Annotated in this window: 18 protein-coding genes; 4 read left to right on the top strand and 14 right to left on the bottom strand. The window is 71.0% G+C overall.

The genetic code is table 11. The features are described from left to right. Window positions 1–367: 367 nt before the first annotated feature. Window positions 368–1,180, top strand: coding sequence for a menaquinone biosynthetic enzyme MqnA/MqnD family protein (locus IG74_RS0118955; protein WP_267885573.1), 813 nt, complete (start codon window positions 368–370; stop codon window positions 1,178–1,180). A gap of 27 nt (window positions 1,181–1,207) precedes the next feature. Here the strand turns inward: IG74_RS0118955 and IG74_RS0118950 are convergent, their stop codons facing one another. Further along, window positions 1,208–2,224 (bottom strand): alpha/beta hydrolase, encoded by a 1,017-nt coding sequence (locus IG74_RS0118950; protein ID WP_051855018.1) that lies wholly within the window; start codon window positions 2,222–2,224, stop codon window positions 1,208–1,210. Between the two features lie 145 nt (window positions 2,225–2,369). On the opposite strand from IG74_RS0118950, the gene IG74_RS0118945 reads away from it, so the two are divergent. Beyond that, a complete protein-coding gene (locus tag IG74_RS0118945; protein ID WP_030678174.1) occupies window positions 2,370–4,070 on the top strand; it encodes a serine/threonine-protein kinase in 1,701 nt (566 codons plus the stop codon). Between the two features lie 144 nt (window positions 4,071–4,214). On the opposite strand, the gene IG74_RS0118940 is transcribed toward IG74_RS0118945, so the two are convergent. Continuing rightward, window positions 4,215–8,804: an FtsK/SpoIIIE domain-containing protein gene (locus IG74_RS0118940; protein ID WP_030678172.1), complete on the bottom strand. Its 4,590-nt coding sequence runs from the start codon at window positions 8,802–8,804 to the stop codon at window positions 4,215–4,217. Window positions 8,805–9,169: 365 nt separating this feature from the next. Between IG74_RS0118940 and IG74_RS0118935 the strand changes: the two genes are divergently transcribed. Continuing rightward, the gene (locus IG74_RS0118935) at window positions 9,170–9,469 is read left to right on the top strand and encodes a WXG100 family type VII secretion target (protein WP_030678169.1); all 300 of its coding nucleotides are present in this window, start codon (window positions 9,170–9,172) and stop codon (window positions 9,467–9,469) included. Window positions 9,470–9,595: 126 nt separating this feature from the next. Here IG74_RS0118935 and IG74_RS0118930 read toward each other — a convergent pair whose 3' ends face one another. From IG74_RS0118930 to IG74_RS0118880, 11 genes are all read right to left on the bottom strand, one after another. Next, window positions 9,596–10,171, bottom strand: a complete 576-nt coding sequence (locus IG74_RS0118930; protein ID WP_234334374.1) for a hypothetical protein — start codon at window positions 10,169–10,171, stop codon at window positions 9,596–9,598. Window positions 10,172–10,176: 5 nt separating this feature from the next. Further along, window positions 10,177–10,875 (bottom strand): hypothetical protein, encoded by a 699-nt coding sequence (locus IG74_RS0118925; RefSeq protein ID WP_234334373.1) that lies wholly within the window; start codon window positions 10,873–10,875, stop codon window positions 10,177–10,179. An 11-nt stretch (window positions 10,876–10,886) separates the two neighbouring features. Continuing rightward, window positions 10,887–11,519, bottom strand: coding sequence for a hypothetical protein (locus tag IG74_RS0118920; RefSeq protein ID WP_063761262.1), 633 nt, complete (start codon window positions 11,517–11,519; stop codon window positions 10,887–10,889). Between the two features lie 2 nt (window positions 11,520–11,521). Next, the gene (locus IG74_RS0118915) at window positions 11,522–12,733 is read right to left on the bottom strand and encodes a putative T7SS-secreted protein (RefSeq protein WP_030678158.1); all 1,212 of its coding nucleotides are present in this window, start codon (window positions 12,731–12,733) and stop codon (window positions 11,522–11,524) included. Continuing rightward, window positions 12,730–13,041, bottom strand: a complete 312-nt coding sequence (locus IG74_RS0118910) for a hypothetical protein (protein ID WP_030678155.1) — start codon at window positions 13,039–13,041, stop codon at window positions 12,730–12,732. Before IG74_RS0118910 ends, IG74_RS0118915 begins: the two co-directional genes overlap by 4 nt. A gap of 324 nt (window positions 13,042–13,365) precedes the next feature. Next, window positions 13,366–14,025, bottom strand: coding sequence for a hypothetical protein (locus IG74_RS0118905; RefSeq protein ID WP_030678152.1), 660 nt, complete (start codon window positions 14,023–14,025; stop codon window positions 13,366–13,368). After that, the gene (locus IG74_RS0118900; RefSeq protein ID WP_030678149.1) at window positions 14,022–14,939 is read right to left on the bottom strand and encodes a hypothetical protein; all 918 of its coding nucleotides are present in this window, start codon (window positions 14,937–14,939) and stop codon (window positions 14,022–14,024) included. The genes IG74_RS0118905 and IG74_RS0118900 overlap by 4 nt, the downstream gene beginning before the upstream one ends. A 13-nt stretch (window positions 14,940–14,952) precedes the next feature. Continuing rightward, on the bottom strand, window positions 14,953–16,209 hold the full coding sequence (locus IG74_RS0118895; RefSeq protein ID WP_037825707.1) for a hypothetical protein: 1,257 nt from the start codon (window positions 16,207–16,209) through the stop codon (window positions 14,953–14,955). 1 nt (window position 16,210) lies between these two features. After that, on the bottom strand, window positions 16,211–16,513 hold the full coding sequence (locus tag IG74_RS0118890) for a hypothetical protein (protein ID WP_030678144.1): 303 nt from the start codon (window positions 16,511–16,513) through the stop codon (window positions 16,211–16,213). 225 nt (window positions 16,514–16,738) lie between these two features. Next, window positions 16,739–17,785: a hypothetical protein gene (locus IG74_RS0118885; protein ID WP_030678141.1), complete on the bottom strand. Its 1,047-nt coding sequence runs from the start codon at window positions 17,783–17,785 to the stop codon at window positions 16,739–16,741. Beyond that, window positions 17,782–18,453: a hypothetical protein gene (locus IG74_RS0118880; protein WP_051855016.1), complete on the bottom strand. Its 672-nt coding sequence runs from the start codon at window positions 18,451–18,453 to the stop codon at window positions 17,782–17,784. The genes IG74_RS0118885 and IG74_RS0118880 overlap by 4 nt, the downstream gene beginning before the upstream one ends. Window positions 18,454–18,850: 397 nt before the next feature. On the opposite strand from IG74_RS0118880, the gene IG74_RS0118875 reads away from it, so the two are divergent. Then, complete coding sequence (locus tag IG74_RS0118875) at window positions 18,851–19,372, top strand: DinB family protein (protein ID WP_030678136.1); 522 nt, start codon at window positions 18,851–18,853, stop codon at window positions 19,370–19,372. Window positions 19,373–19,498: 126 nt separating this feature from the next. Here IG74_RS0118875 and IG74_RS0118870 read toward each other — a convergent pair whose 3' ends face one another. After that, complete coding sequence (locus tag IG74_RS0118870) at window positions 19,499–20,374, bottom strand: S1 family peptidase (RefSeq protein WP_030678134.1); 876 nt, start codon at window positions 20,372–20,374, stop codon at window positions 19,499–19,501. Between the last annotated feature and the right edge of the window lie 457 nt (window positions 20,375–20,831).

Here is a 20,831-nt window from a genome sequence, read left to right as displayed (position 1 = left end):
AGAACCTGCGATTGTTGAAACAACTGCAAAAGTCTGAAAACGACGAGAGCCTGCGGGTTACATGCTCCGCAGGCTCTGTACTGCAAGGGAAACCAAACTGCAACTTGCGCCGAGCTTAGCACGCAGGCACCCGGAAGCAATAGGGATCAAGATCACGTCACTCAGAGGTTTGATGATGCCTCGCGCCGGGTTGACGTAGGCCCCGGAGGCGGTCCCGTGCGGGCCGCGCCGGGACCCGGCGCTCGGACCGTATCGCACGAGGGCTAGCCTCGCGGATGTGGACAATTCTCCCGCTGACACCTCGGGCGGGGCGGAAGCCGACCCGCTTCCCAGCTCCCGCCGCACCGCACGGCCGCGCGTCGGCCACATCCAGTTCCTGAACTGCATGCCCCTGTACTGGGGCCTCGCGCGGACCGGCACCCTCCTCGACTTCGAGCTCACCAAGGACACCCCGGAGAAGCTCAGCGAGCAGCTCGTGCGCGGTGAGCTCGACGTCGCGCCGGTCACCCTGGTCGAGTTCCTGCGCAACGCCGACGAGCTGGTGGCCTTCCCTGACCTGGCCGTGGGCTGCGACGGTCCGGTCATGTCGTGCGTGATCGTCTCGCAGGTGCCGCTCGACCGCCTGGACGGGGCGCGGGTGGCGCTCGGCTCCACCTCGCGCACCTCCGTGCGCCTGGCGCAGCTGCTGCTAGCCGAGCGCCACGGCGTGCGCCCCGACTACTACACCTGCCCGCCCGACCTCGGTCTGATGATGCGGGAGGCCGACGCGGCCGTCCTGATCGGGGACGCGGCGCTGCGCGCGAACCTGATCGACGCCCCCAGGCTCGGCCTGGAGGTCCACGACCTCGGGCAGATGTGGAAGGACTGGACGGGCCTGCCGTTCGTCTTCGCGGTGTGGGCGGCGCGCCGCGACTACCTCGCCCGCGAGCCCGAGGTGGTCCGCGAGGTGCACAAGGCGTTCCTGGCCTCCCGTGACCTGTCCCTCGAAGAGGTCACGAAGGTCGCGGAGCAGGCCTCGCGCTGGGAGTCCTTCGACGCGGGCGTCCTGGAGCGGTACTTCACGACGCTCGACTTCCGCTTCGGCGGCGCGCAGCTGGCGGGCGTCGAGGAGTTCGCGCGCCGGGTGGGGCCGACGACGGGCTTCGCCGGGGACGTGCGGGTGGAGCTGCTGCGGCCGTAGCCGCGGCGGCCGCGCGGGGTCCGGGCCTCAGCTGCTGGGGACCGGGCCCCGCATCTTCTTGCTGATCCACTGGATCGGCCCGTCGTCCATGGCGGGGACGTAGGAGCGGGCGCTGTGCGTGCCGCCCTGGATGACGTTGAGCCGGGTCTTGACCGGTCCCTTGCCGTACTTCTCCATGAACGCCCGCAGGTTCGGCTGCCCGGACTCCGCGGTGCCGACCTGGAAGGCGATGTCGACCTCGGGGCCCCCGCGCCGGATGAGGCGCTCGGCGAGGCGCCCCGGGTCGTTGGCGAGCCGCTGCGCCTCGTGTCCGCGCCAGAGCGGCGAGTCGGGCACGGTGTCCGGGCCGGAGGCGATGACGGCCTTGAACTTCTCCGGGTGCTTCAGGACGGACTTCAGGCCCACGAAGCCGCCCGACGACGACCCCATGAAGCCCCATCCGTCGCGGGACGTGAAGGTGCGGAAATTCGCCCGGACGAAATCCGGTACGTCCTCGGTCATCCAGGTGCCCATTTTCGGCTGGCCCGGTATGTCACTGCCGTCGTAATAGAACTTGTCGTCCGGGTTGAGCACCGGCATCACCACGATGAACGGCAGGCTCTTTCCCTCCTTCGACCACTTGGCGATGGAACTCTCCAGCTTCAGGTCCGTGCCCATCCAGTAGTTATTGGGGTAACCGGGGCCGCCGGGCAGCGCGATGAGTACGGGAAAGCCGCTGTGGGAGTACTTCGGGTCGAAATACTGTTTCGGCGCCCAGACCCAGACCTTTCCGGTGAATCCCGACTTCTTTCCGCGCAGCGTGGTGACGCCGATCTTGGTGCCGTCGTCGAGGGTGCTCTCGGTGGTGAAGGAGGCGCGGGGGCCGGTGGGGAGCCGGGTCCCCGAGGCCTTGCCGTCGTGACCCTTGGCGGGCGCGGGGGCGGAGGCGCTCGGGCCGTCGAAGCTCATGGGCTCGTCCTCGTCGGACGAGCAGCCGGTGAGGAGGGCCGCGACGGCGACGAGCGCGGCGGCGGCCAGGGGGACGGGGGTGCGGCGGACGTTCATGTGACCTCGACGGACCTGGGGACAAGGACGGCAATACGGTCAATTCCTTCTGGGTAGAGGGAGAAACCGGGGCGCGGGTTCCCGGGGCCGTAGGCTGATCCGTGCCAGTGGTACGCGTACGGCGCACCAGGGGGAGGCCCTCGCGATGCACCCGCTAGAACCGGACGAGCCCGCGGCCGTCGGGCCCTACCGGCTCCTCGGCAGGCTCGGCTCCGGCGGCATGGGCCGCGTGTACGTGGGCCGCAGCGCGGGCGGCCGTACGGTCGCGGTGAAGGTCGTGCACCCGCACTTCGCCCTCGACGAGGAGTTCCGCGCCCGCTTCCGCCGCGAGGTCGACGCGGCCCGGCGGGTCGGCGGCGAGTGGACGGCCCCGGTCCTGGACGCCGACCCCGAGGCCGCCCAGCCCTGGGTGGCGACCGGATACGCGGCGGGCCCGTCCCTCACGGAGGCCGTACGGGACGCGGGGCCGCTGCCCGAGCACTCCGTACGCGTCCTCGGCGCGGGCCTCGCGGAGGCGCTCGCGCACGTCCACGGCCTCGGCCTGGTCCACCGCGACGTGAAGCCCTCGAACGTCCTGCTGACCCTCGACGGCCCGCGCCTGATCGACTTCGGCATCGCCCGCGCGACGGACGGCACGGCCTCGCTCACCTCCACCGGCGTGTCCATCGGCTCGCCCGGCTACATGGCGCCCGAGCAGATCCTCGGCAAGGGCGTCACGGGCGCGGCGGACGTCTTCTCCCTCGGCGCGTCACTCGTGTACGCGGCGACGGGGACGCCTCCCTTCGCCGGTGACACCTCGGCGGCGCTGCTCTACAAGGTCGTTCACGAGGAGCCCGACCTCGGCGCCCTGGACGGCGAGTTGCGGGACGTGGCCGCGGCGTGCCTCGCGAAGGACGCGGCGGCGCGCCCCGGCCCGGCCGAGGTCGCCCGCCGTCTCGCCCCCGCAGGGGCGGCCCCGCTGGTGGCCGCGGGCTGGCTGCCGGGACCGCTGGTGGAGCGCGTGAGCCGGAGGGCGGTGCGGCTGCTCGACCTGGAGGCGCGGGAGGACAGCGCGGGGAGCGCGGTCGCGGCGTCCGGGCCGGTGTCGTTCGCGGGGCCCACGGTGGGGGTGTTCGGGCCGCCGGACGCCTCGTACGGGACGGAGGACCCGGTTCCGGCGGGGGCCGGGGGCGCGGTGGTGCCTCCGCAGGGCGGGCCTGCCGACGCGCGGCCGCCGTCCCCGGACTCCCCGCCCACGACATCCCCGGGCCGGGTCTCCCTCTCCGTCGCGGCGACGTCCGCGCCCGGGACGCCGGACGGCCGGGGGCGGAAGGTGAGTTGCACGGTCGCGCTCGCCGTGGCCGGGGCGCTCGCGGCGGTGCTTGTGGGGTCGGCGGTCCTGTTCGACGTGCTGCCCGGTTCCGGCACGGACGGCTCCAGCGACACGGGGCAGCGCCCGCCCGCCGCGTCCGGCGACACCTCGGAGAGCGACAGCCCCCAGTCCAAGGGCCTCGTGCCCAAGCGGTACCTCGGCAAGTGGCGCGGCAAGGCCTCCGCGCAGGACGGCCTCGTCGCCCTGGGCACCTTCGACGTGACGATCCGCCAGGCCACGAAGGCGGGGCAGCGGGTCGGCACGGTGACGCAGACGGACCTCATCGGCGGCACGTGCGTCGATGTGCTCACGCTCAAGTCGGCCACGGAGAAGGAGCTGGTGGTGAAGGGGGTCGGGGCGAAGTCCAACGGCGGCGGGTGCTCGCAGGCCGCTCACACGGTGTGGCTTCGGCCCGTGGGCGCGGAGCTCCAGTACACCTCCCGGGATCCGGACGCGGGGGATCCTGCGGCCAGGCTGCGGCGCGTCCGGGGTTGAACCTCGCGGTGCGCCCCGCTGTGTCCATTAGCGCGCTCCGCGCGCGGGCGCCCCTTCCCGAACAAGGGGGCTCCGCCCCCTTGGACCCCCGTCAATCGGCGCTCCGCGCCTCGTCCTCAAACGCCGGACGGGCTGAAATCTCCCTTACGAGGGAGTCGTCACCGTTGCCGGTTCGCCCGTGCCCAGGTGGAGCATCCCCTTGCCGGGGGTCACCGGGCCGCCGATCATGCTGCGGGAGATGCGGACGCCGATGAGGTCGCCGCTGGAGGAGTCCTGCGGGGAGAGCAGGATCCCGCGCCGTCCCTTCTTCGCGTCGACCTGCCAGCCGGAGAAGCCGCTGCACACGTCCTCCTCGTCCCCGGCGAGCACGAGGGCCAGGCCCTCGTCGGCGCCCCGTTGGATGATCCGCTTGAACTGGCTCGCGGCGTCGCAGTCCTCCAGGATCTCGCCGTCGTCGACGAGGACGGCGATCGGGGACTGGGGGGCCGCCGACTCGATGGCCTCTTCGAGGTCGTCCTCGTCGATGTCGTCGCCGGTGAAGACCTTCAGGACGCCCTCGGTGCCGTCGAGCCCGCGCAGCGGGGACTGCCGGGGCGCGGCGACGACGAGGCGTACGCCTTGCGCGAGGAAGGAGCGGGCGACGTTCATGAGGACCGTGGAGCGGCCGGACTTGGCGGGGCCCGCGATGACGAAGGCGGGCACGCCCTCGGCCAGGTCGGGTCCGTGGCCCATGAGTTCGTCGCCGCCGACGCCGACCAGGGCCCACAGCGGGGAGCGCGAGGCCTCGGGGTCGCGCAGCTCCCAGGCCTCGTCGAAGGAGATCCGGCCGGGCAGCGTGTCGACGCGGAACGGACGCAGGCGGCGTGGCACGTCGGCGTCGCGGACCGTGGCGGCCTCGCCGATGGCGGCGAGCGCGGCGGCCTGGCCCTGCCCGGTGGCGTCCTCGGAGAGCAGCGCGAACTGGGTCTCCGTACCGCTCTCGTTGCGGAAGGCGCGGCCCGGAGGGATCTCCTCGGGGACCTTGCGGGCGGGGATGCCGAGCATGGAGAAGTCGGAGCGGTCGGCGAGGCGGAGGCCGTACTTGTCCTCGGTGAGGGACGAGACGCGGCCGACGAGGAGCTGGCGGTCGCCGGTGAGGACCATGTGGATGCCGACGCTCGCGCCCTCGCGCATGACCGTGGTGACCTCGTCGGTCAGGCTGCCGTGGTCGATCTCGCCGAGCGTGGGCAGCCAGCCCTCCCAGCGGTCGAGCAGGACCACGAGGTGCGGCAGGCGCTCGTCGGCCGCGGAACCGGCCCGCTGCTCGCCGATGTCGGCGTAGCCCTTCTCGGCGAGGAGGTCCTGGCGGCGGGTGAGTTCGCCCTTGAGCCGGTTGACGAGGCGGACCACGCGCTCGGTCTGGTTGCGGCTGACGACGGCGCCGCAGTGCGGGAGCCGGGTCAGGGCGTTGAGCGCGCCGTTGCCGCAGTCGATGCCGTACAGGTGGACGTCGGCGCACGAGTGCGTGCGCGCCAGGGAGCCCGCGATGGTGCGCAGGACCTGGGAGCGGCCGCTGCGCGGGGCGCCGCCGATCATCAGGTGCCCGAAGGTCGCGAAGTCCACGGCGACGGGGCGGCGCGCCTGGTCGGCGGGCAGGTCCTCGACGCCGTACGGGGCGGCCGGCAGTGCCCCGGCGGGGGCGGGCGGGGACACGATGGCGTCGAGCAGCAGGGTCTCGTCGAGCGCGGGCAGCCACGGGCTGTGCTGGGCGGGGATGGCGAGCGCCGTGTTGGCCTCGCGGACCGCGTCGACGAGGACCTTCAGATCGGTGATCTCCTCGTCCTCGCGGGCCTGGGCCTTGGGCCGGGTGGCCGCGGCGCGCCCGAGGCCCGGCCAGGTGAGCTCGTCGACCCAGGGCGCGAGCGCCCGCGGGTCGGCGGCGCCGGGGCGGCGGCCGCCGACCCGGCCGGACTGGAAGGGCACGAGGGACGCGTGGCCGAGGCGGACGTAGGCGCGGCCGGGCGTGCTCTTGGAGATGTGCCCGGCGTCGGGCGCGTCGATGACGTCGGAGGACTCGCCGCCGTCGGTGACGCGCAGGGCGATGCGCAGGTTGGTGTTGGCGCGGATCTCGGGCGACACGACACCGCTCGGCCGCTGCGTCGCGAGGAGCAGGTGGATGCCGAGGGAGCGGCCGCGCTGGGCGATGTTGACCAGGCCGGTGACGAAGTCGGGCAGGTCACGGACCATGGAGGCGAACTCGTCGATGACGATGAGGAGCCGGGGCACCGGCGCGCGCGTGGGGTCGCGGCGCACCAGGTCCTGGTAGTCCTCGATGTCCTTGGCGTCGGCGTCGGCGAGGATGTGCTCGCGCCGCTTCAGCTCGGCGCCCAGGGACTCCAGGGCGCGCTCGACGAGGTGCGCGTCGAGGTCGGTGACCATGCCGACGGTGTGCGGCAGTTTCACGCAGTCCTTGAACGCCGAGCCGCCCTTGTAGTCGACGAGGACGAACGTCATGTTCTCGGGCGTGTTGGCCACGGCGAGCGCGGCCACGATGGTCTGCAGGAGCTCCGACTTGCCGGAGCCCGTGGTGCCCGCGATCAGGCCGTGCGGCCCGTCCTTGCGCAGGTCGATGCCGAACGGGCCGTCGTACGACTCGCCGATGACGGCCGTCGTGGACTGTCCGCCCGACTGCCAGCGCGCGGTGATCGCCTCGCGGGACGGCGGCTCCAGCTGGAGCACGTCGAGCAGCCGGCTGGCGCCGGGCAGCGCCGAGTCCTCGGTCTCGCCGCTGATGTCGCGCAGCGGCGACAGGGCGCGCGCGAGGCGCAGGCACCACGCGGGCGACACGAAGTCGGGGCGTACGTCGAGCAGGCGCTGGGCGCCGGTCTGCTCCACGCGCAGGCGCAGCTCGTCGGTGGCGCCCGCCCGGTCGGCGGCGGTGTCCGTGGTGTGCCAGGCGTGGAAGGACGGGAAGCCGCCGCCCGCCGGTGCGGTGGCGGGCCGGGGCGGGATGCCGCCCGCCACGGGCGCGGCCCCCGCGGCCGGTCCGGCGAGCTCCCGGGCCTTGGGCTCGGCCACGACGAAGGCCTGGCACTCGCCGGGCAGGAACCGCTGCTCGGTGTCGAGGCACAGCGCGTACAGGCCCACGGCCGGGCCGTCGCGCAGGATCCGGACGACGCCGGGCAGCGACCGAAGGCGTCGCGAGCCGTCCCAGACGACGACGATGTCCGGGTCAGTGAACCCGCCGGTCTGGCCCCGGCTCTCCTGCTTGACCTTCTCGCGCGCGTCGAGGACCTGCGTCAGCTCGCCGACGCGGGCGCCGACGGTCTCGGCGTCCGTGCCGATCAGCACGTTGACCTCCTGGCCGCTGCCGGGCCGTGCGTGCGGCAGCCAGCGCAGCCAGTCCCAGGTCTCCCAGGCGGAGTTCTCCGTCAGGACGTAGAACTGGACGTCCATCGGGCTGTGCAGGGCGGCGGTCTGGGCGACGGCCCAGCGGCCGAGCGCCGCCGCCGAGTCGCCGGGCCCGGCCAGGCCGATGACGCCGAGCTGCTTCAGCGGCAGGGCCACCGGCGCGTCCTCGATCTTCCAGGTGACCTGCCGCTTGTGCTCGTCCTGCTCGGGGTCGTCGAGGACGACGTCCGACGGCAGCCGCCCGGTGCCGAAGCGCAGCAGCAGATGGTCGGCGTCGGTGCGGCGCCGCTCCCACAGACGGGTGCGCGGCCCGGTGCCGAGGGCGAGGACGGTCGCCGGGTCGGGGATCGCGTGGCGCCGGTCGAGCCGCTCGGCGACCAGGGCGTCCTGCGCGTCCTTCTCGATGCGCTCCTTGGTCTCCTTGTACTCCTTGACCTGCTTGGCGTGGGACTTGCGGCCGTGCTTCTTGTCCAGGAAGTAGTTGCCGAACAGCATGATCGGGCTGAGCCCGGCGATGATGAGGTAGTACCAGCGATTGAAGATCATCGCGGCGATCACGGCGCCGACCAGCGGGAACAGCGCCATCAGCCAGGGCAGCGGCCGGGCCTCGAAGTCCCGTGGCGGCGACGGCAGGCGGAAGGTGGTCTGCCGCTCCGGCGGGCGAAGGCGCGGCGGCCGGTTGTAGTCGAGGCCCGCGCCGTCCTCGGACCACTTGAGGGCCGCGTTCGGCGGCGCGTACCGCGCCAGCTCGAACAGCGTGTTCCCGGTCGCGATCTGTGCGCCGAGGGGCCAGGCGTCGCCCTCCACCTCGGTGAACTTCCGGCCGTCGAGGGTGACTTCGCCCTTCTCCTCGTCGTCCCCGTGGACGGCGACCTGGCAGGTGCCGTCCGTGGCGACGGACAACGTCAGGGCGCGCGCGGCGAGTTCCGAGTCGTCGACGCGGACGTACGCGGCCGGTCCGCTGCCGATGTCGTAGCGGCCGATGCCGAGCCGGTGCACGGCGCCCGCGGCGGGGCCGCCCACCACGCGCAGCTCGACCAGGCCGGTCGGCTCGCCGGGGACGCACCCCGCGGGGTCGTGGAGGCTGACGACGGCGCCCTCGCGCAGGGGCGAGCCGACGACCGTGGCGTCCGGGTCGACGGCGTACCCGTCGACGTAGATCACCGGGGCGCCGTCGGGCGGCTGCTGGTGCTGGCCGAGCGGGATGACCTGCGCGCCGCCCCGGCCCGCCGTGCGGGCCAGTTCGGCGGCTATGTCCCTGACGGAGGATTCGGGATCGGCGTCGAGCACGACGTCGGCGGAGCCGCCGCCGATCGGATCGACGACGGTCAGTGTCAGGCGCACGCTCGTCCTCCCACGGCCCCCCGTGACCGCTTCCGGACCACGGCCCCCAGTGGAAGCGACGATAACCGCTCACTCCCGGTCGGGGGCAACGGCCCGGCGCAGCACGCTTTCCACAGGCAACGACTCGCACGTACGACGCCACTGTCCCGCGCACCGGCTCATAGCAGAGCTGTGACTCAACTGAGGTATTCCCTCCATGACCACACCCGTAAGCTGCTGGCGCACAAGCGGACGATCGCACCGGCCGTGTTCGGGCGGATCCGCAGTGCCAGCAGCGTGATTCGCACCGTTTCAGGTGCGATTCGCACCAATCAGTGGAGCCACGGGGGTTGGCCCTGCGGCGTGTTGGATAGGGAGTGGGCTTCATGGCCAAGGACCTTGATGTCACATATCAGGACATGCGGGATGCGGCCAAGCATGTCGTCAAGGAGAAGGACAAGCTCAAGGAGAAGCTCGACGCCCTCCGCAAGTACATCGCGAACCTCGTCGAGACGGGCTATGTCACCAAGAGCTCCTCGAAGGCGTTCGACGAGAACTTCGACGAGTTCGTGCGCGGCGCCAAGGACATGCTCGACGGCCTCGACGGCATGGGCGACTACCTGACGACCGCCGCGGACAAGTTCGAGCAGATCGACGACGAGCTGGGCAAGGCCGCCCGCGGCTAGTCACCGGGCTCGCGCCGGCAACGGCCGCGCAAGGAGTGGGGCGAGGGGCAACTGCCCCTCGCCCCACCCCTTTTCGGCCGCCGCCCCGGCCAGCACTCCGGCTGTCGCCCGCCCGCCGCCCCGGCCTCAGAGCCAGCGCAGTGAGGACGCGATCGCCTCGCACAGACCGCCCATGGGGCTCTCCACCCCGCTCAGCGGCACGGAGAACGCGAGCAGCAAATACCCTGCCTTTCCCGGCATGTTGACGTACAGGTCGAGCGTCGTCGCCGTCGTGACGCGGACCGCGTCGCCCGCCGGAAGGCTCGTCACCGTGACCTCCGTGCCCGCTCCCCGGCGCTCGGCGATACTGCGCGCGAGGTCGTCCGGCGCGGCGTACAGCTCCCCCGACATGGGCAGCAGCGACACCAGCAGCGTGGCCGGTGTCGCGCCCGCCTCGTCGGCCTCCGCGCGCAGGAACAGCTCGATGGCGCCCTGGGACACGCCGCTCTCCGCGGTGTTGCGCAGGGTGGCCCACAGCCCCTGCGCGGCGCGCGCGGACAGGCGGCGCGCGGCCGCCTGCCGGTCGACGAACGTCTTCAGCTGCGGCCGCCAGCGCTCCAGGGTGAGATCGATGCGGAACCAGTCGCGGGGGACGAGCAGCCGGTAGTCCTCGGGCGGCACGTCGTCCCGGGCCGGGTCCTTTCGGGCGTCCGTACCGCTCACTCCGCTCACTCCGCTGCCTCCGCCGTCTCCGCTATGGCGACGGGGCGGCCCTTGCTGTCCACCGGGTTGCCGACGGCGTCGAAGAGCTGGAGGCTCCGGCAGACGCCCGCGAACATGCTGGAGAAGACGTCCCAGCCCTCCATCGTCGGCGTGGACATCTCCAGGACCACGACGGTGCCGTTGGCCAGCGGCACCTGGACGTTGATGAAGGACGACCAGAACGGCTCCTCCTCGCCGGACGGCGTGAGGGACCCGTCCACGGCCGCGCGCCGCGCGCCGATCCACGACACGGCGGGCCCGCACGGGAGCGACAGCTCCTCCACGTCGCCACGGCCGAGCGCGCGCAGCGCCCGCGCGGTGCCCTCCACCGGGCTGAAACGGGCCTCGTCCGGCAGGTCGGCGAGGGCGATGGACACGTTGGCCGTGCAGCGGGCGTCGTCGACCTCGGTGACGACGAACCCGGCGTACTGCACACCGGCGTCCACCAGTTCGTCGTAGGTGGAACCGACCATGGCGGCCCACAGGTACTGCATCTCCGGCGTGGACTTGGGCTGGATCTCCTTGGCCAGGTCGATCAGCTTGTCGGCGAGCTCGTCGATGTCAGCGGCCTCCGTGGGGAGTTCGAAGAACCCTTCCGGCATGATCCAGCGGACGTGGAACGACTCGCCGTCGGCCGCGGTCGCGACCCCGGTCGTCTCGGACACCACGGAACTCATCAGGGGCCTTTCCCATCGGGCGCGCCGGGCGGTCCTCCGCGCCGGTCTGCGGGCAATTCCAGGTCTGCGGGCAATTCCAGGTCTTCGGCTTCGGGGTGGAAGGCGGCCGCGAACGGATAGGGGCCGTAGTGCGGGTACGCGTCCGGCAGCTCGGCCCCGCGGTCCCGGGCGAGGTGCGCGATCCTGCGGTACGCGGCGGCCCGCGCGCGCACCTTCTGGCGCGGGCGGCTGCCCCAGTGCCGGGTCAGCGTGACGGCGTACAGCGCGACGACGAGGACGCAGGCCGCGCCGCACAGGCCGTAGTACAGGTACTGGTCCCGGCCCGGCTCCCAGTGCTGAACGTAGGCACCCCAGCCCGCGAACAGCGCGAAGGCGACGAGCGCGGTCGGGATGCCGAGGCGCATGCCGGCCCGGTGCAGGGCCGCCTCGTCGAGGTGGCGAAGGCGCAGCAGTTCCAGGACGGCCGCGTCGTCGAGGAAGTCGAACCGCAGCCCGCGCCCCTCGGCCTCGGCGGCCGCGCGGGCCTCGGGCACCGCGGCGAGCACGGCCCCCGGGACCAGCGACCGGACGGTGTCCCCCCGGGCCCGGTACTCGCCGGGCCCGAGGGGCCGCTCGTCGTGGGGCGCCGGCATCGCTACTGCGCCATCGCGGTGCGGAACGGGGTCGGCGACGGCGTGGGCGCGGGGCGCGGCGAGGGCCGCGGCACGTTCACCGGCTTCACGGGGTCGCCCGGGTCGCCGGTGCGCGCGCCGTCCTTGCCGGTGAAGATCTTGTACAGGGCGCTGCCGAACCCGGCCGCCTTGATCCCGGCGGTGATCTTCTCGCCCGCGATGGTCGGCAGCTTCGCCTTGGTGAGGATCTTGTTGGTGAGGTTCACGGCGATGCCGTTGTTGAACTTGAACCCGACCCCCTTGAGCGCGCCCAGGCCGCTGAAGCGGATGCCGCCCAGCTTCGACAGGCCCTTCAGGCCCTTGAGCGCGCTGAACCCCTTCAGGACGCCGAGGCCCGGCATGACGCCGAGCACGTCCAGGCCCAGCTTCAGCAGGTTGAGCTTCCCGCCGCGCTTGAACATGTCGTACGCGTGCCCCGCGAGCGCCGCCGCGCTGCACACCACGGACAGGGCGGCGAAGACCGGGGCGAGCACCTGGAGCGGTGGCACGAACGTACAGATCACCGCCAGGATCGCGAAGATCGCGGACAGGTTCGAGAACCGGTCGGCCCAGTCGGCCAGCCAGTTCATGAAGCCGCCCGGATCGCGGACGCCGTCGTGGTGGATGATGTTCTTGATGTGCTTCGCCGCCGCGCTCGCGGCGTCGTCACGGATGCTCTTCGCGCGCGCGATCTCGCCGTGGCAGTCACGGATGACGTTCATCGCCTCGTCGCGCTTCTTCTCCAGGCGCGTACGGTCCCCGACGTCGTCCTTGCTCGGCACGGTGCCCTTGTACTTGTCCAGGTCGCCGACCGCGGTCTTCTGGTCGGAGCGGGCCTCGCGGTACTTCTCCAGGGCCTTGTCGGCCACCTTCTGGGCGCGGTACAGCTCGCTGGCGTACTCCTTGGACTCGGTGTCGCCCTCGACGACCTTCGTGCCCAGGGCCTTGGCGGCCTCGTCGTACCGTTCGAAGGAACGCTTCAGCCGCCCCGACGTGCCGTCGGCGATCTCGTGGAAGGCGCGCCCCGCGTCGCTGTCCCAGCTCTCCACCGACGACAGGGCCTTGATGTTCCGGGCCTGCTTGTCGATCTCGTCGGCCATGCCGCGCAGCTCCTTGCCGAGCCGCGCGACCTCGTACGGATCACCGGGAACGGGGTCGCCGTCGTGCAGCGGCTCCCAGTCGGTCGGGCGCGTCACTTCTTCCCCTTGGCTTCCTTGCGGGCGTTGCGGAGGGCCTCGGCCAGTTCGTGGTCGACCTTGTCGTAGGTGTCGGCCGCGGTGTCCGTGAACTTGGCGAGCTTCTCGATGTCCTCCATCAGCTTCTTGCGCGTCTTCTTCCACGTGCCGGAGAAGTCGTCGAAGACGTCACGGAGCTTCTTGCTGCCGAGTGCGTCGCCGTACTCGTCCGCCGGGTTGCTGTTGTTCTTGAACTCCCGGTGAATCCGGAACAACGCGTCCGAGCAGTCCCGGATCATCCCGAGATCCGCCCTCGTTCTGTCACTCATCGGCTCCCCCGTGCTGTTCGTCCCGTATGCGCTCGCGGACCTCAGGACCGGGCTCCGCGCCCGTGCGGTGGTACGAGGCCCGGACAAGAGAAATCAAGGTATCCGCGAGCATCGAGATCTCGCCAGACACGCCTTGCACAACAGGGCGCGATATGCCCTGACTTACTCTCCCGAACCGGACAGCTCTGTCGCCAATTTGTTTCCCACCGGGGACGGGTTCGGACAATTGCGGTCGGGGGCGGGGTGTTTGCGGGGGCGGTGCCAGGCCGCTGCCCCGGCGTGGGCGCGCTTGGCCGTTGCCGGGGACCGCCGCGCCTGTGCCGCTCAGATGTCGTCGGAGTCGCCGGGATCCGTGAACGACACCGTTTGAAGGATGGCGGTGAGCATGTCGCAGAACTCTCCCCAGCACCGCATGGAGGCGGTGCTGAGCGTGAAGACCGCCATGTAGGGGCCGGTGGGGAACGGCAGATATATCTGGATCTGGCCAGTTATGATCCTGGGCTGCTCTTCGGATGACTCCGTCTTCTCCGCGTCTACGGAGAGCTCGCGCATCGATACGCACGAAATGGCCGGGCCGCACGGAAGCTCCAGCCAGCGGGCGTCATTCAGCGGGTCGCTGGAGAGCACGGCCAGAGTTCCTTGTGCCGCCGATTCCGTATCAGCGTGGTGCGATGCGCACACGGCCACCGACAAGGAGCAGTGAGCCACGCCTTCGTCACCCAGGCCGAAGATGCCCAGGCCGGAATAGAGCAGTCCGGCGGTCGACAGCAGCGTGGCGACCCGTTCGTAGTAAGGGGTCGCTGAACCCCAGAGCTCGGCGTCCCCGGAAGGATAGAGGCCCCGCACGAACTCGGCAGTGGACGCCGGGAGCTCGTCGGCCGAGGCGTCAACGGGCAGGCTGTGGAATCCTTCCGGCACCACGAAGGACAGCGGCGGAAGAACGAGGGGAGCGAGTTCCTCGGCCGACGGGTGTGGAGCGGTCATGGGTTCGCCCCCTCGGGGGCCGCGTCGGCACCGGAAGGATCCAGGTGTTCGGTGACCGGGATGTGGCTGCCGTTCGAGAGCGGGACCTGGAGGCGGACGGCGACGACTCCACCGGCCAGCAGTTCCATTTGCGGCTCCTTCTCGACGGGGAGTGCCTTGCCCATGGAACGGGGAATGTCCAAGGGGGGATCTGACATCAACTCGTCGATGCGCGCACGCTGCTGAGGCGTGAGGCGGTCGCGCGACACGGGACTTCTCTCGCCACGGACATGGCTCACGAACCTGGCGGCATCGCGGACGTACCAGCGGGTCCAGGACCCGTCGGTGAAGCGCAGCCGGACATCGGACGGTCCTTGGGAGAATCGCATCAGTTCGGCACTGGCCACGGCGTCCCGTGGCAGGCTCCACAGTTCTTGCGAGGGAGCCGCATCGCTCCCGCCGGGCAGGGCGAGGATCACCAGACGCCGGTCGGTCAGCAGAAGCTCGGTGCGGTATCCCTTGGGCCGCCGTGCGGGGTCGAGTTGCCAGGGAAGAGTGCGTGCCGCGGCATCCGCGGCGGCGTACACCACGGGAAAGTCGTCTGCTTCGAAATGCGGTTCCTGGGGCTGCCCAAGCCCTTTTGACTCCTGCACCAGGGAGCCGCCGGGGCCCGTGGCGTTCGAGATCGCGTTGACCAGCCGGGGGATCCCCAGCAGAACGATGTCCATGACCCGCACGCCCGATTGCTCACCCCGGCCCCGGAGCTGGAAGCCGGGTCCTGGCGGCCACCCGGCGGCCGTCAGTTCGGCTTCGATGTCCCGCCCCTCGGGGTCCCGGAAGGAACGCAGTCCAGCGACCTTAGGAGCCACCCCGGTAGCGAAGGCGACCTCGTGCCGAGTGTGCAGGGTCTCTCCGTGGGGCAGTTGCCAGTCCACAGCGGCGGTCCTCTCAGTGTGCCTTCGCTGATTCCTCAAGCCGATCTCCAGGGTTCATCAGCTCTTGAACGTGAAGGGACATGGGAACCGCCTTGAGGCCGATTTTGATCCCGGCGTCGATGCCCCTGCCCAAGTTGCTCATGGAGTCGATGTTCCGCAGACCGGGGATTCCCTTGGTGCCGACCAGCTGTCCGCCACGGATGGTCTGCTCCGTGAGCAGGTTCATACGGTTCATGAGGCCACCGTCGGTCTTGATCACACCACCGAGCTTGTGGCCACCGATCGTGATCCGGCGTCCCCGGACGGTGCGCGTCATACCGCCGATGACGTTGTCACCCATTCCCACGACGTTCCGCCCGACGGTCCCCGCGCTCTGGAAGCCGGGGCCGAGTCGTCTGGCACGTGTCGCCGCTTGCGCGCGGCTCGCGACCTTGACTCCTCTGGTGAAGGCGCTGACTCCGGGGATCGTCCCCAGGGCGTCAAACCCGATGGACAGCCAGTTCACGTCGGCACCAGCGGCTTTGGCCGTGATGTGCGTGACCAGCGCGAGACCGCTCGTCAGGACCGCGGCGGTCGCGAAGACGGCGCCCACGGGCTCGAAGGGCGCGGTGATGATCGCGAGCATCCCCAGCACACCGCTGAGGTCGCTCAGCAGGTCCCCGATCAGCTTGATGGTGTCCGCGTGGTCCTTCAGCCACTTCCCCGTGGCGTCCCACGCGTCCGCTATTCCCTTGGTGAGCCGGTCCCAGAAGCCGGGCTCGTCGGGGGCGATGTCGCCTGCCTTGTCGAGCTCCTTGGTGATGGATTCGGCGGCGCGTGCGTAGCGGTCCTCCAGGTCGTGGACCTGGCCGGTGACGTGGGTGACGTCGCCGGAGGCCTTGGCCAGGTCCTTGCTGCCCCCGCTCCCGGCCGCCGCCTGCGCCTTGCCGCGGGCTTCGAGCTTCTCCCCGGCGGACTTCTCCAGACGGTCGGCCTCGTCCTGGAAGTCCTGGAGCTCCCCGGCCCAGCGGTACAGCGCCCGCGAGGCCTTCCGGAAGGACTCGTGGCTCTTGCGGATGAGCGGGGCCACGTCCTCACCGACGTACTCGACGAACGCCCGCGCGGCGTCGCCCTTCCAGGCCCCGCACTCGATCCGCTCCAACTCCCGCACAGAGATGCCGAGTTCGGTCGCGAGGCCGCCCAGCTTCCTGGCGAGGTCCCGGGTGTCCTGGACGTCTCCGGGCGTCGGGTCCCAGCCGATGTGCGGAAAGGCGGGGCGCCTGCCCGGCACGCTAGCGGCCCTTCCCGCGGGCGGACCTCAGGGATGCGGCGAGCGCCAGGTCCAGCTTGCCGAACTCCTCGTCGATCTTGTCGATCATCTTGACCGCGCCGCCGGTGTGCTTGCGGAGCTGCTTGATGCCGTAGCCCCACTCGTCGGCGAAGTCGTGGACCTCCTCCACGAGTTTGCCCGCGCCGACGGCCGTCGCGTCGGTGCCGCGCAGCGTGCGGCGGGCCGCGTCCATGCGGTCGCTGATCGTGGTGAAGGTCTTTCGCAGGTCTTCGAAGACCGTGCCGTCCAGGCGTAAGTCGCTCATGCTTCGGTACAGGCCCCTTCAGCCGGCGTACGGGAGTCCCCGCGGCGGAGCATCCGACGTTACCAGCGGATTCGCTGGCGTGAACATCGCGTCCGCAGCGCGGTGTTGGGGTCCAGGTACGTCAAGCAGGGGGATGAAGGCGGCGTGTTCGGGGGACGCGCGGACGGGTTCCGCAACGCGAAAGCGGGCGGAACCCGTGCGTCCGGGCCGCGGTGGAGCAGGGCCTCAGCGGTTGACCGACTGGACCTCCTCCACCGTCACCGGCTGGTCGGCGCCGAAGGTGCCGCTCGGCAGGTCGTTGGGTCCCTCGTTGCCCGTTCCCGACCAGCTGATCTTCCAGGTGATGGTGGCCTGGAGCTTGAACGTCCCCTTGCCTGAGGACCGCAGGTACGTGAGGCCGCACGGCGGTGTCTCGTCGGCCTTGCCCTTCTTGTAGGGCGCGCCGATGGAGCCGTCGCCGTTGGGCGCGCACTCGCCGGAGGAGGGGTGCGTCCGCGCGTCGGCCGTGCCCGGGTCGAGCTTCAGCGCGTCGGGCCGGGCCGTGGTGGTGGCCCGCAGGTCGAGGCCTGGCACGTCGACGGAGGCCGTCACCGACACCGGCTTGAACTCGGCCTCGTCGAGCCACGCCCACGTCGGCAGGTTGACCTTGGTGGTGTCCTCGGGCGCGAGGCTGACCTTCGTGTCGGGAAGCCGCAGCCGGTTGTAGGCCAGTTCGGCGAGGAGCTCGGGGGTGAGGGCGTTCTCCACCGGGGGCGTGTCGCCGTTCTCGACCCAGAAGGGCTCCTTGTCGCACTTCTGCGCGGCTTCCTCCATCCACCGGTCCTCGTCGCGGACGGCGACCCACCAGTTGCCCTTGTCCTTCTCCTTGATGTTGTAGTTCTTGTAGTCGCCGTCCTTGTACTTGTCGCGGAACTGCCCGACGGCCGCCTTCGCGTAGCTGTGCTGGCCGGGGAAGTTGACGGTGTTCTCGTAGTTCCGCTCGACCTGGTCCCGGAACTGCTCGGCCGTGCGCGGCTCGTACCAGCAGGCGGGCGGGGACCAGTTGCCGACGGGCTTGAGGGCGCCACCGCCTCCGTCGTCACCGCCGCCGCGCGTCGCGCCCGAGAAACGGATGACGGACACGATGTCCTGGCCCTCGCGCTTGCCGTCCGCGCTGGAGCTCCCCTGGGAACCGCTGCCGGGGGACTTGTCCGCGTGCGCGGGGCCCGGCATCAGCAGCAGCGTGGCGGCGGCGGTCGCTCCGGCCAGCGCCCACGACCTGCGTGTGATCATGGCGTGCACTTCGCGTTCCCTCTCTCCGAGCTGAGCATCGTGGTCTGCCAGACGCCTTGCTTGTTCTTGTCGAGACGGGTGTTGTAGAGCACGTACGACTTGTCGGTGACAGGCGTCTTGTCGGTCTTTCCGGTCTTTCGGTTCTTGGTGTACGCCTTGCTTTCGTCGGCGCAGTACAGAATGCCGACGGCGGTGGCGTTGTGCTTGGTGACCTGCGGCGCGTAATAGCGTGTGGTGCCCGTGACGGACAGGCCTTCCTTCTTGAATCCGGAGATCCACTCGGCGGCCCCGACGAGGGCTTCTCCCTTGTAGTAGAAGGGAATCGCCTTGGATTCGGATTCGCCGTCGGCGATCGCCGCGTCGGTCGCGTCGATGCGGCGCCGGGCGTCGGCGAGTGCCGCGTCCTTCACCGGATCGCCGGTCTTCCAGCTCTCGAAGACGTTCTTCACGTCGGCCGGGAGCTCGACCGCCGGATGGTCGGCCGAGCCGTCCTGCGACGCGGTGGGCGACGGCGAATCCTTCGTCTTTCCGCCGCCCTCGTCCGCCCCCGCGATTTTGCCGCCGTCCTCGGAACTCCCGGAGCCGTCGTCTCCGCCGCCGCATGCCGTGAGGAAGAGGGACGCGGCCGCGGCGAATGCGGCGACAACGGGCAAAGTGCGGCGCTTCACGGTCGGCTCCCGAATGAGACAGGCGTGCGGTCAAGGGCCATGACGCTAACGGTGGGGTGTGTGGTTTCGCCAGAGTGAACTGTCTTACAGCAAGGCGGAATGCTGAGAAAGCGGGCGGAATTGCAGCGTCCTCCGACGTATTCCCGCCGTACGCTTCTCCGGCTCAACCGCCCTTTCGGCGGCGGCAGGACGCGGACCGCGTACGCGAGCCGGAGAGCCGCGCCTGGAACGGCCGCGTGGCCCCGGGTTCGCCGGGCGGGTGCGGACGGCCGCCGTCCGGCGCCGGGCCGGGCTCTGACCAGGCTGAAGCACCCGTGGGTTCGGCTGTGCGGGACCCGTGGCACGGGGGCGTGCGCGCGTACTGGTGGGGGAGGGGCGGACTCGGCATGATGGGGCGATGCCCAGTGATGACGGTCACACAGATGCCCGGACTGAGCCGCCCGGTGTCGCCGACGAACGCGCGATGCTCAGTGCCTTCCTCGACTACCAGCGCGAGACCCTCGTACTCAAGTGCGCGGGGCTGACCCCGGACCGGCTGCGGCGGTGGGCCGTGCCGCCGTCCTCGTTGAGCCTGCTCGGCCTGGTGCGGCACCTCGCCGAGGTCGAGCGCGGCTGGTTCCAGTGCGTGTTCCTGGGAGAGCCCGACAAGCCGCACTGGTCGGGGCCCGCGGACGACGGCTCCGCGCAGTGGGACGTCGACGCCGCCGACCCCGACGAGGCGTTCCGCGTGTGGCGCACGGAGTGCGACCGCTCCCGGGCGACGGTGGCGGCCGCGCCGTCCCTGGAGGCCACCGGCGAGCACGGCGGCACGGCGTACTCGCTCCGGCACATCCTCATTCACATGATCGAGGAGTACGCCCGGCACAACGGCCAGGCCGATCTCCTGCGCGAGCGGATCGACGGGGTCACGGGGGAGTAGCCGGCCTTGGCGGCCGGGGGCCTCGATGGTGGTCCCGGCCGCCCCGAAGCGGGCGGAAACGATACGGCGTGCCGGTGCCCCCTGCCGCAAGGGCACCGGCACGCCGAGTCAGGACCGCGCCGCGGGTCAGCCGCGCCGCAGGCTGCGCTTCACGCGCTTGGCCTCGGCCGTGTCGCCGAGCGTCTTCCACAGCTTCGCCGAGCTCGTCGAGGTGTACACGCCGGGCGCGCCCTGGTCGCCGCAGCCGTCGCCGTACGAGACCACGCCGATGAGGAGGGGGGCCTCGCGGCCGGGGACCTTGCGGAAGATGGGGCCGCCGCTGTCGCCCTGGCAGGAGTCCTTGCCCTCGACCCCGGCGCAGAAGTTGACCTTCGTGTCGTACTCGCCGTAGCTCGTCTTGCACTCGGCGTGCGACAGGATCGGCACGCGCACCTGGCGCAGCCGGTCCGGCTGGTGCGTCAGCTCGGTGTCCGTGTTGCCCCAGCCCGCCACGGTGGCCTTCTGGCCGGGGCGCAGCAGGGAGTCGGTGCCCTGGGTGGGGAGCTTGACGGCGCTGATGCCCCGCACCGGCTTGCTCAGCTGGATGAACGCCACGTCGTAGGCGTCCTTCCCCTGGAGGTAGCGGGGGTGGACGAGGATGCCGCCCTTGGCGACGTTGCGTATCTGGCCCTGCTTGGAGTTGGACAGGACCGTGCGGCCGACGGCCGCCTGGATGGTCTTCGGCTTGACCGGCTTGCCCGCGTCGTCGACCAGGCAGTGCGCGGCCGTCATCACGGTGTCGGGCGCGACCAGGCTGCCGCCGCAGAACTGGCGGTCCTTGACGCTGCCGGGGCCCTTGTCGAGGACGGCGACCATGAACGGGTACGCGTCGTTGGAGACCTCGGTGCCGCCGACGATGGCGTGGGCGGCGGGGGCGCCGGTGGCGACCATGGCGAGGGCTGCGGCGCCGGCGAGACCGGCGGCCGCGGCCCGCTTCGGACGGGAGGGAAAGGAAAGTCTCATGGGGGTCGAATTTCTCTTTCGTCGAGCTTTTGAACTTTTGAACCCTTTGGGCTTCGGCGCGCGGACTGCGCACACCGATCAGTCAGATGCCCTAGGGACACAGGAGGTTCATTGCCCGGTCGTGTCTTCATCGGGGCGGGTTGTGCGAAGGATTCGCGCTCGTTTGGTGTGATGGCCGGGTCAAGGGCGTTCCAGGGACGGTGCATTGACGTCCATATCCCTCAAATCGCCGCCGTCTGGCGCGGGAACCGCCGCCCCGGCCTGCGGCGTCCCTCTTGTGGCTGACGGTTCGCGGGACGTCCTCTCGTGCTGGTGTGAACTCTCCGCCCCGTGGCGGGGCTTAGTTCGCATGTGCACATTCAAAGCGCGGGGAACGTGTGTCCATAAAAGGGGAACCGCGCACCTCGTATTGCGCGTGAATAACGATGGATCGTGTGGGCTTCGCGATCCATAACGC

The sequence above is a fragment of the Streptomyces sp. NRRL B-1347 genome (assembly GCF_000720325.1).
In the GTDB taxonomy this organism is placed as follows: Bacteria; Actinomycetota; Actinomycetes; order Streptomycetales; family Streptomycetaceae; genus Streptomyces.
Note: the sequence above shows the minus strand (reverse complement) of the source record. Positions and strands in the feature narration are given on the sequence as shown.

Excerpts from the sequence above, each read along its gene's own strand:
- IG74_RS0118945 (WP_030678174.1), top strand. The coding sequence starts at position 2,370 with ATGCACCCGCTAGAACCGGACGAGCCCGCGGCCGTCGGGCCCTACCGG.
- IG74_RS0118905 (WP_030678152.1), bottom strand. The coding sequence starts at position 14,025 with ATGACCGCTCCACACCCGTCGGCCGAGGAACTCGCTCCCCTCGTTCTT.
- IG74_RS0118875 (WP_030678136.1), top strand. The coding sequence starts at position 18,851 with ATGCCCAGTGATGACGGTCACACAGATGCCCGGACTGAGCCGCCCGGT.
- IG74_RS0118890 (WP_030678144.1), bottom strand. The coding sequence starts at position 16,513 with ATGAGCGACTTACGCCTGGACGGCACGGTCTTCGAAGACCTGCGAAAG.
- IG74_RS0118950 (WP_051855018.1), bottom strand. The coding sequence starts at position 2,224 with ATGAACGTCCGCCGCACCCCCGTCCCCCTGGCCGCCGCCGCGCTCGTC.
- IG74_RS0118885 (WP_030678141.1), bottom strand. The coding sequence starts at position 17,785 with ATGATCACACGCAGGTCGTGGGCGCTGGCCGGAGCGACCGCCGCCGCC.
- IG74_RS0118870 (WP_030678134.1), bottom strand. The coding sequence starts at position 20,374 with ATGAGACTTTCCTTTCCCTCCCGTCCGAAGCGGGCCGCGGCCGCCGGT.
- IG74_RS0118935 (WP_030678169.1), top strand. The coding sequence starts at position 9,170 with ATGGCCAAGGACCTTGATGTCACATATCAGGACATGCGGGATGCGGCC.
- IG74_RS0118920 (WP_063761262.1), bottom strand. The coding sequence starts at position 11,519 with ATGCCGGCGCCCCACGACGAGCGGCCCCTCGGGCCCGGCGAGTACCGG.
- IG74_RS0118910 (WP_030678155.1), bottom strand. The coding sequence starts at position 13,041 with ATGAGTGACAGAACGAGGGCGGATCTCGGGATGATCCGGGACTGCTCG.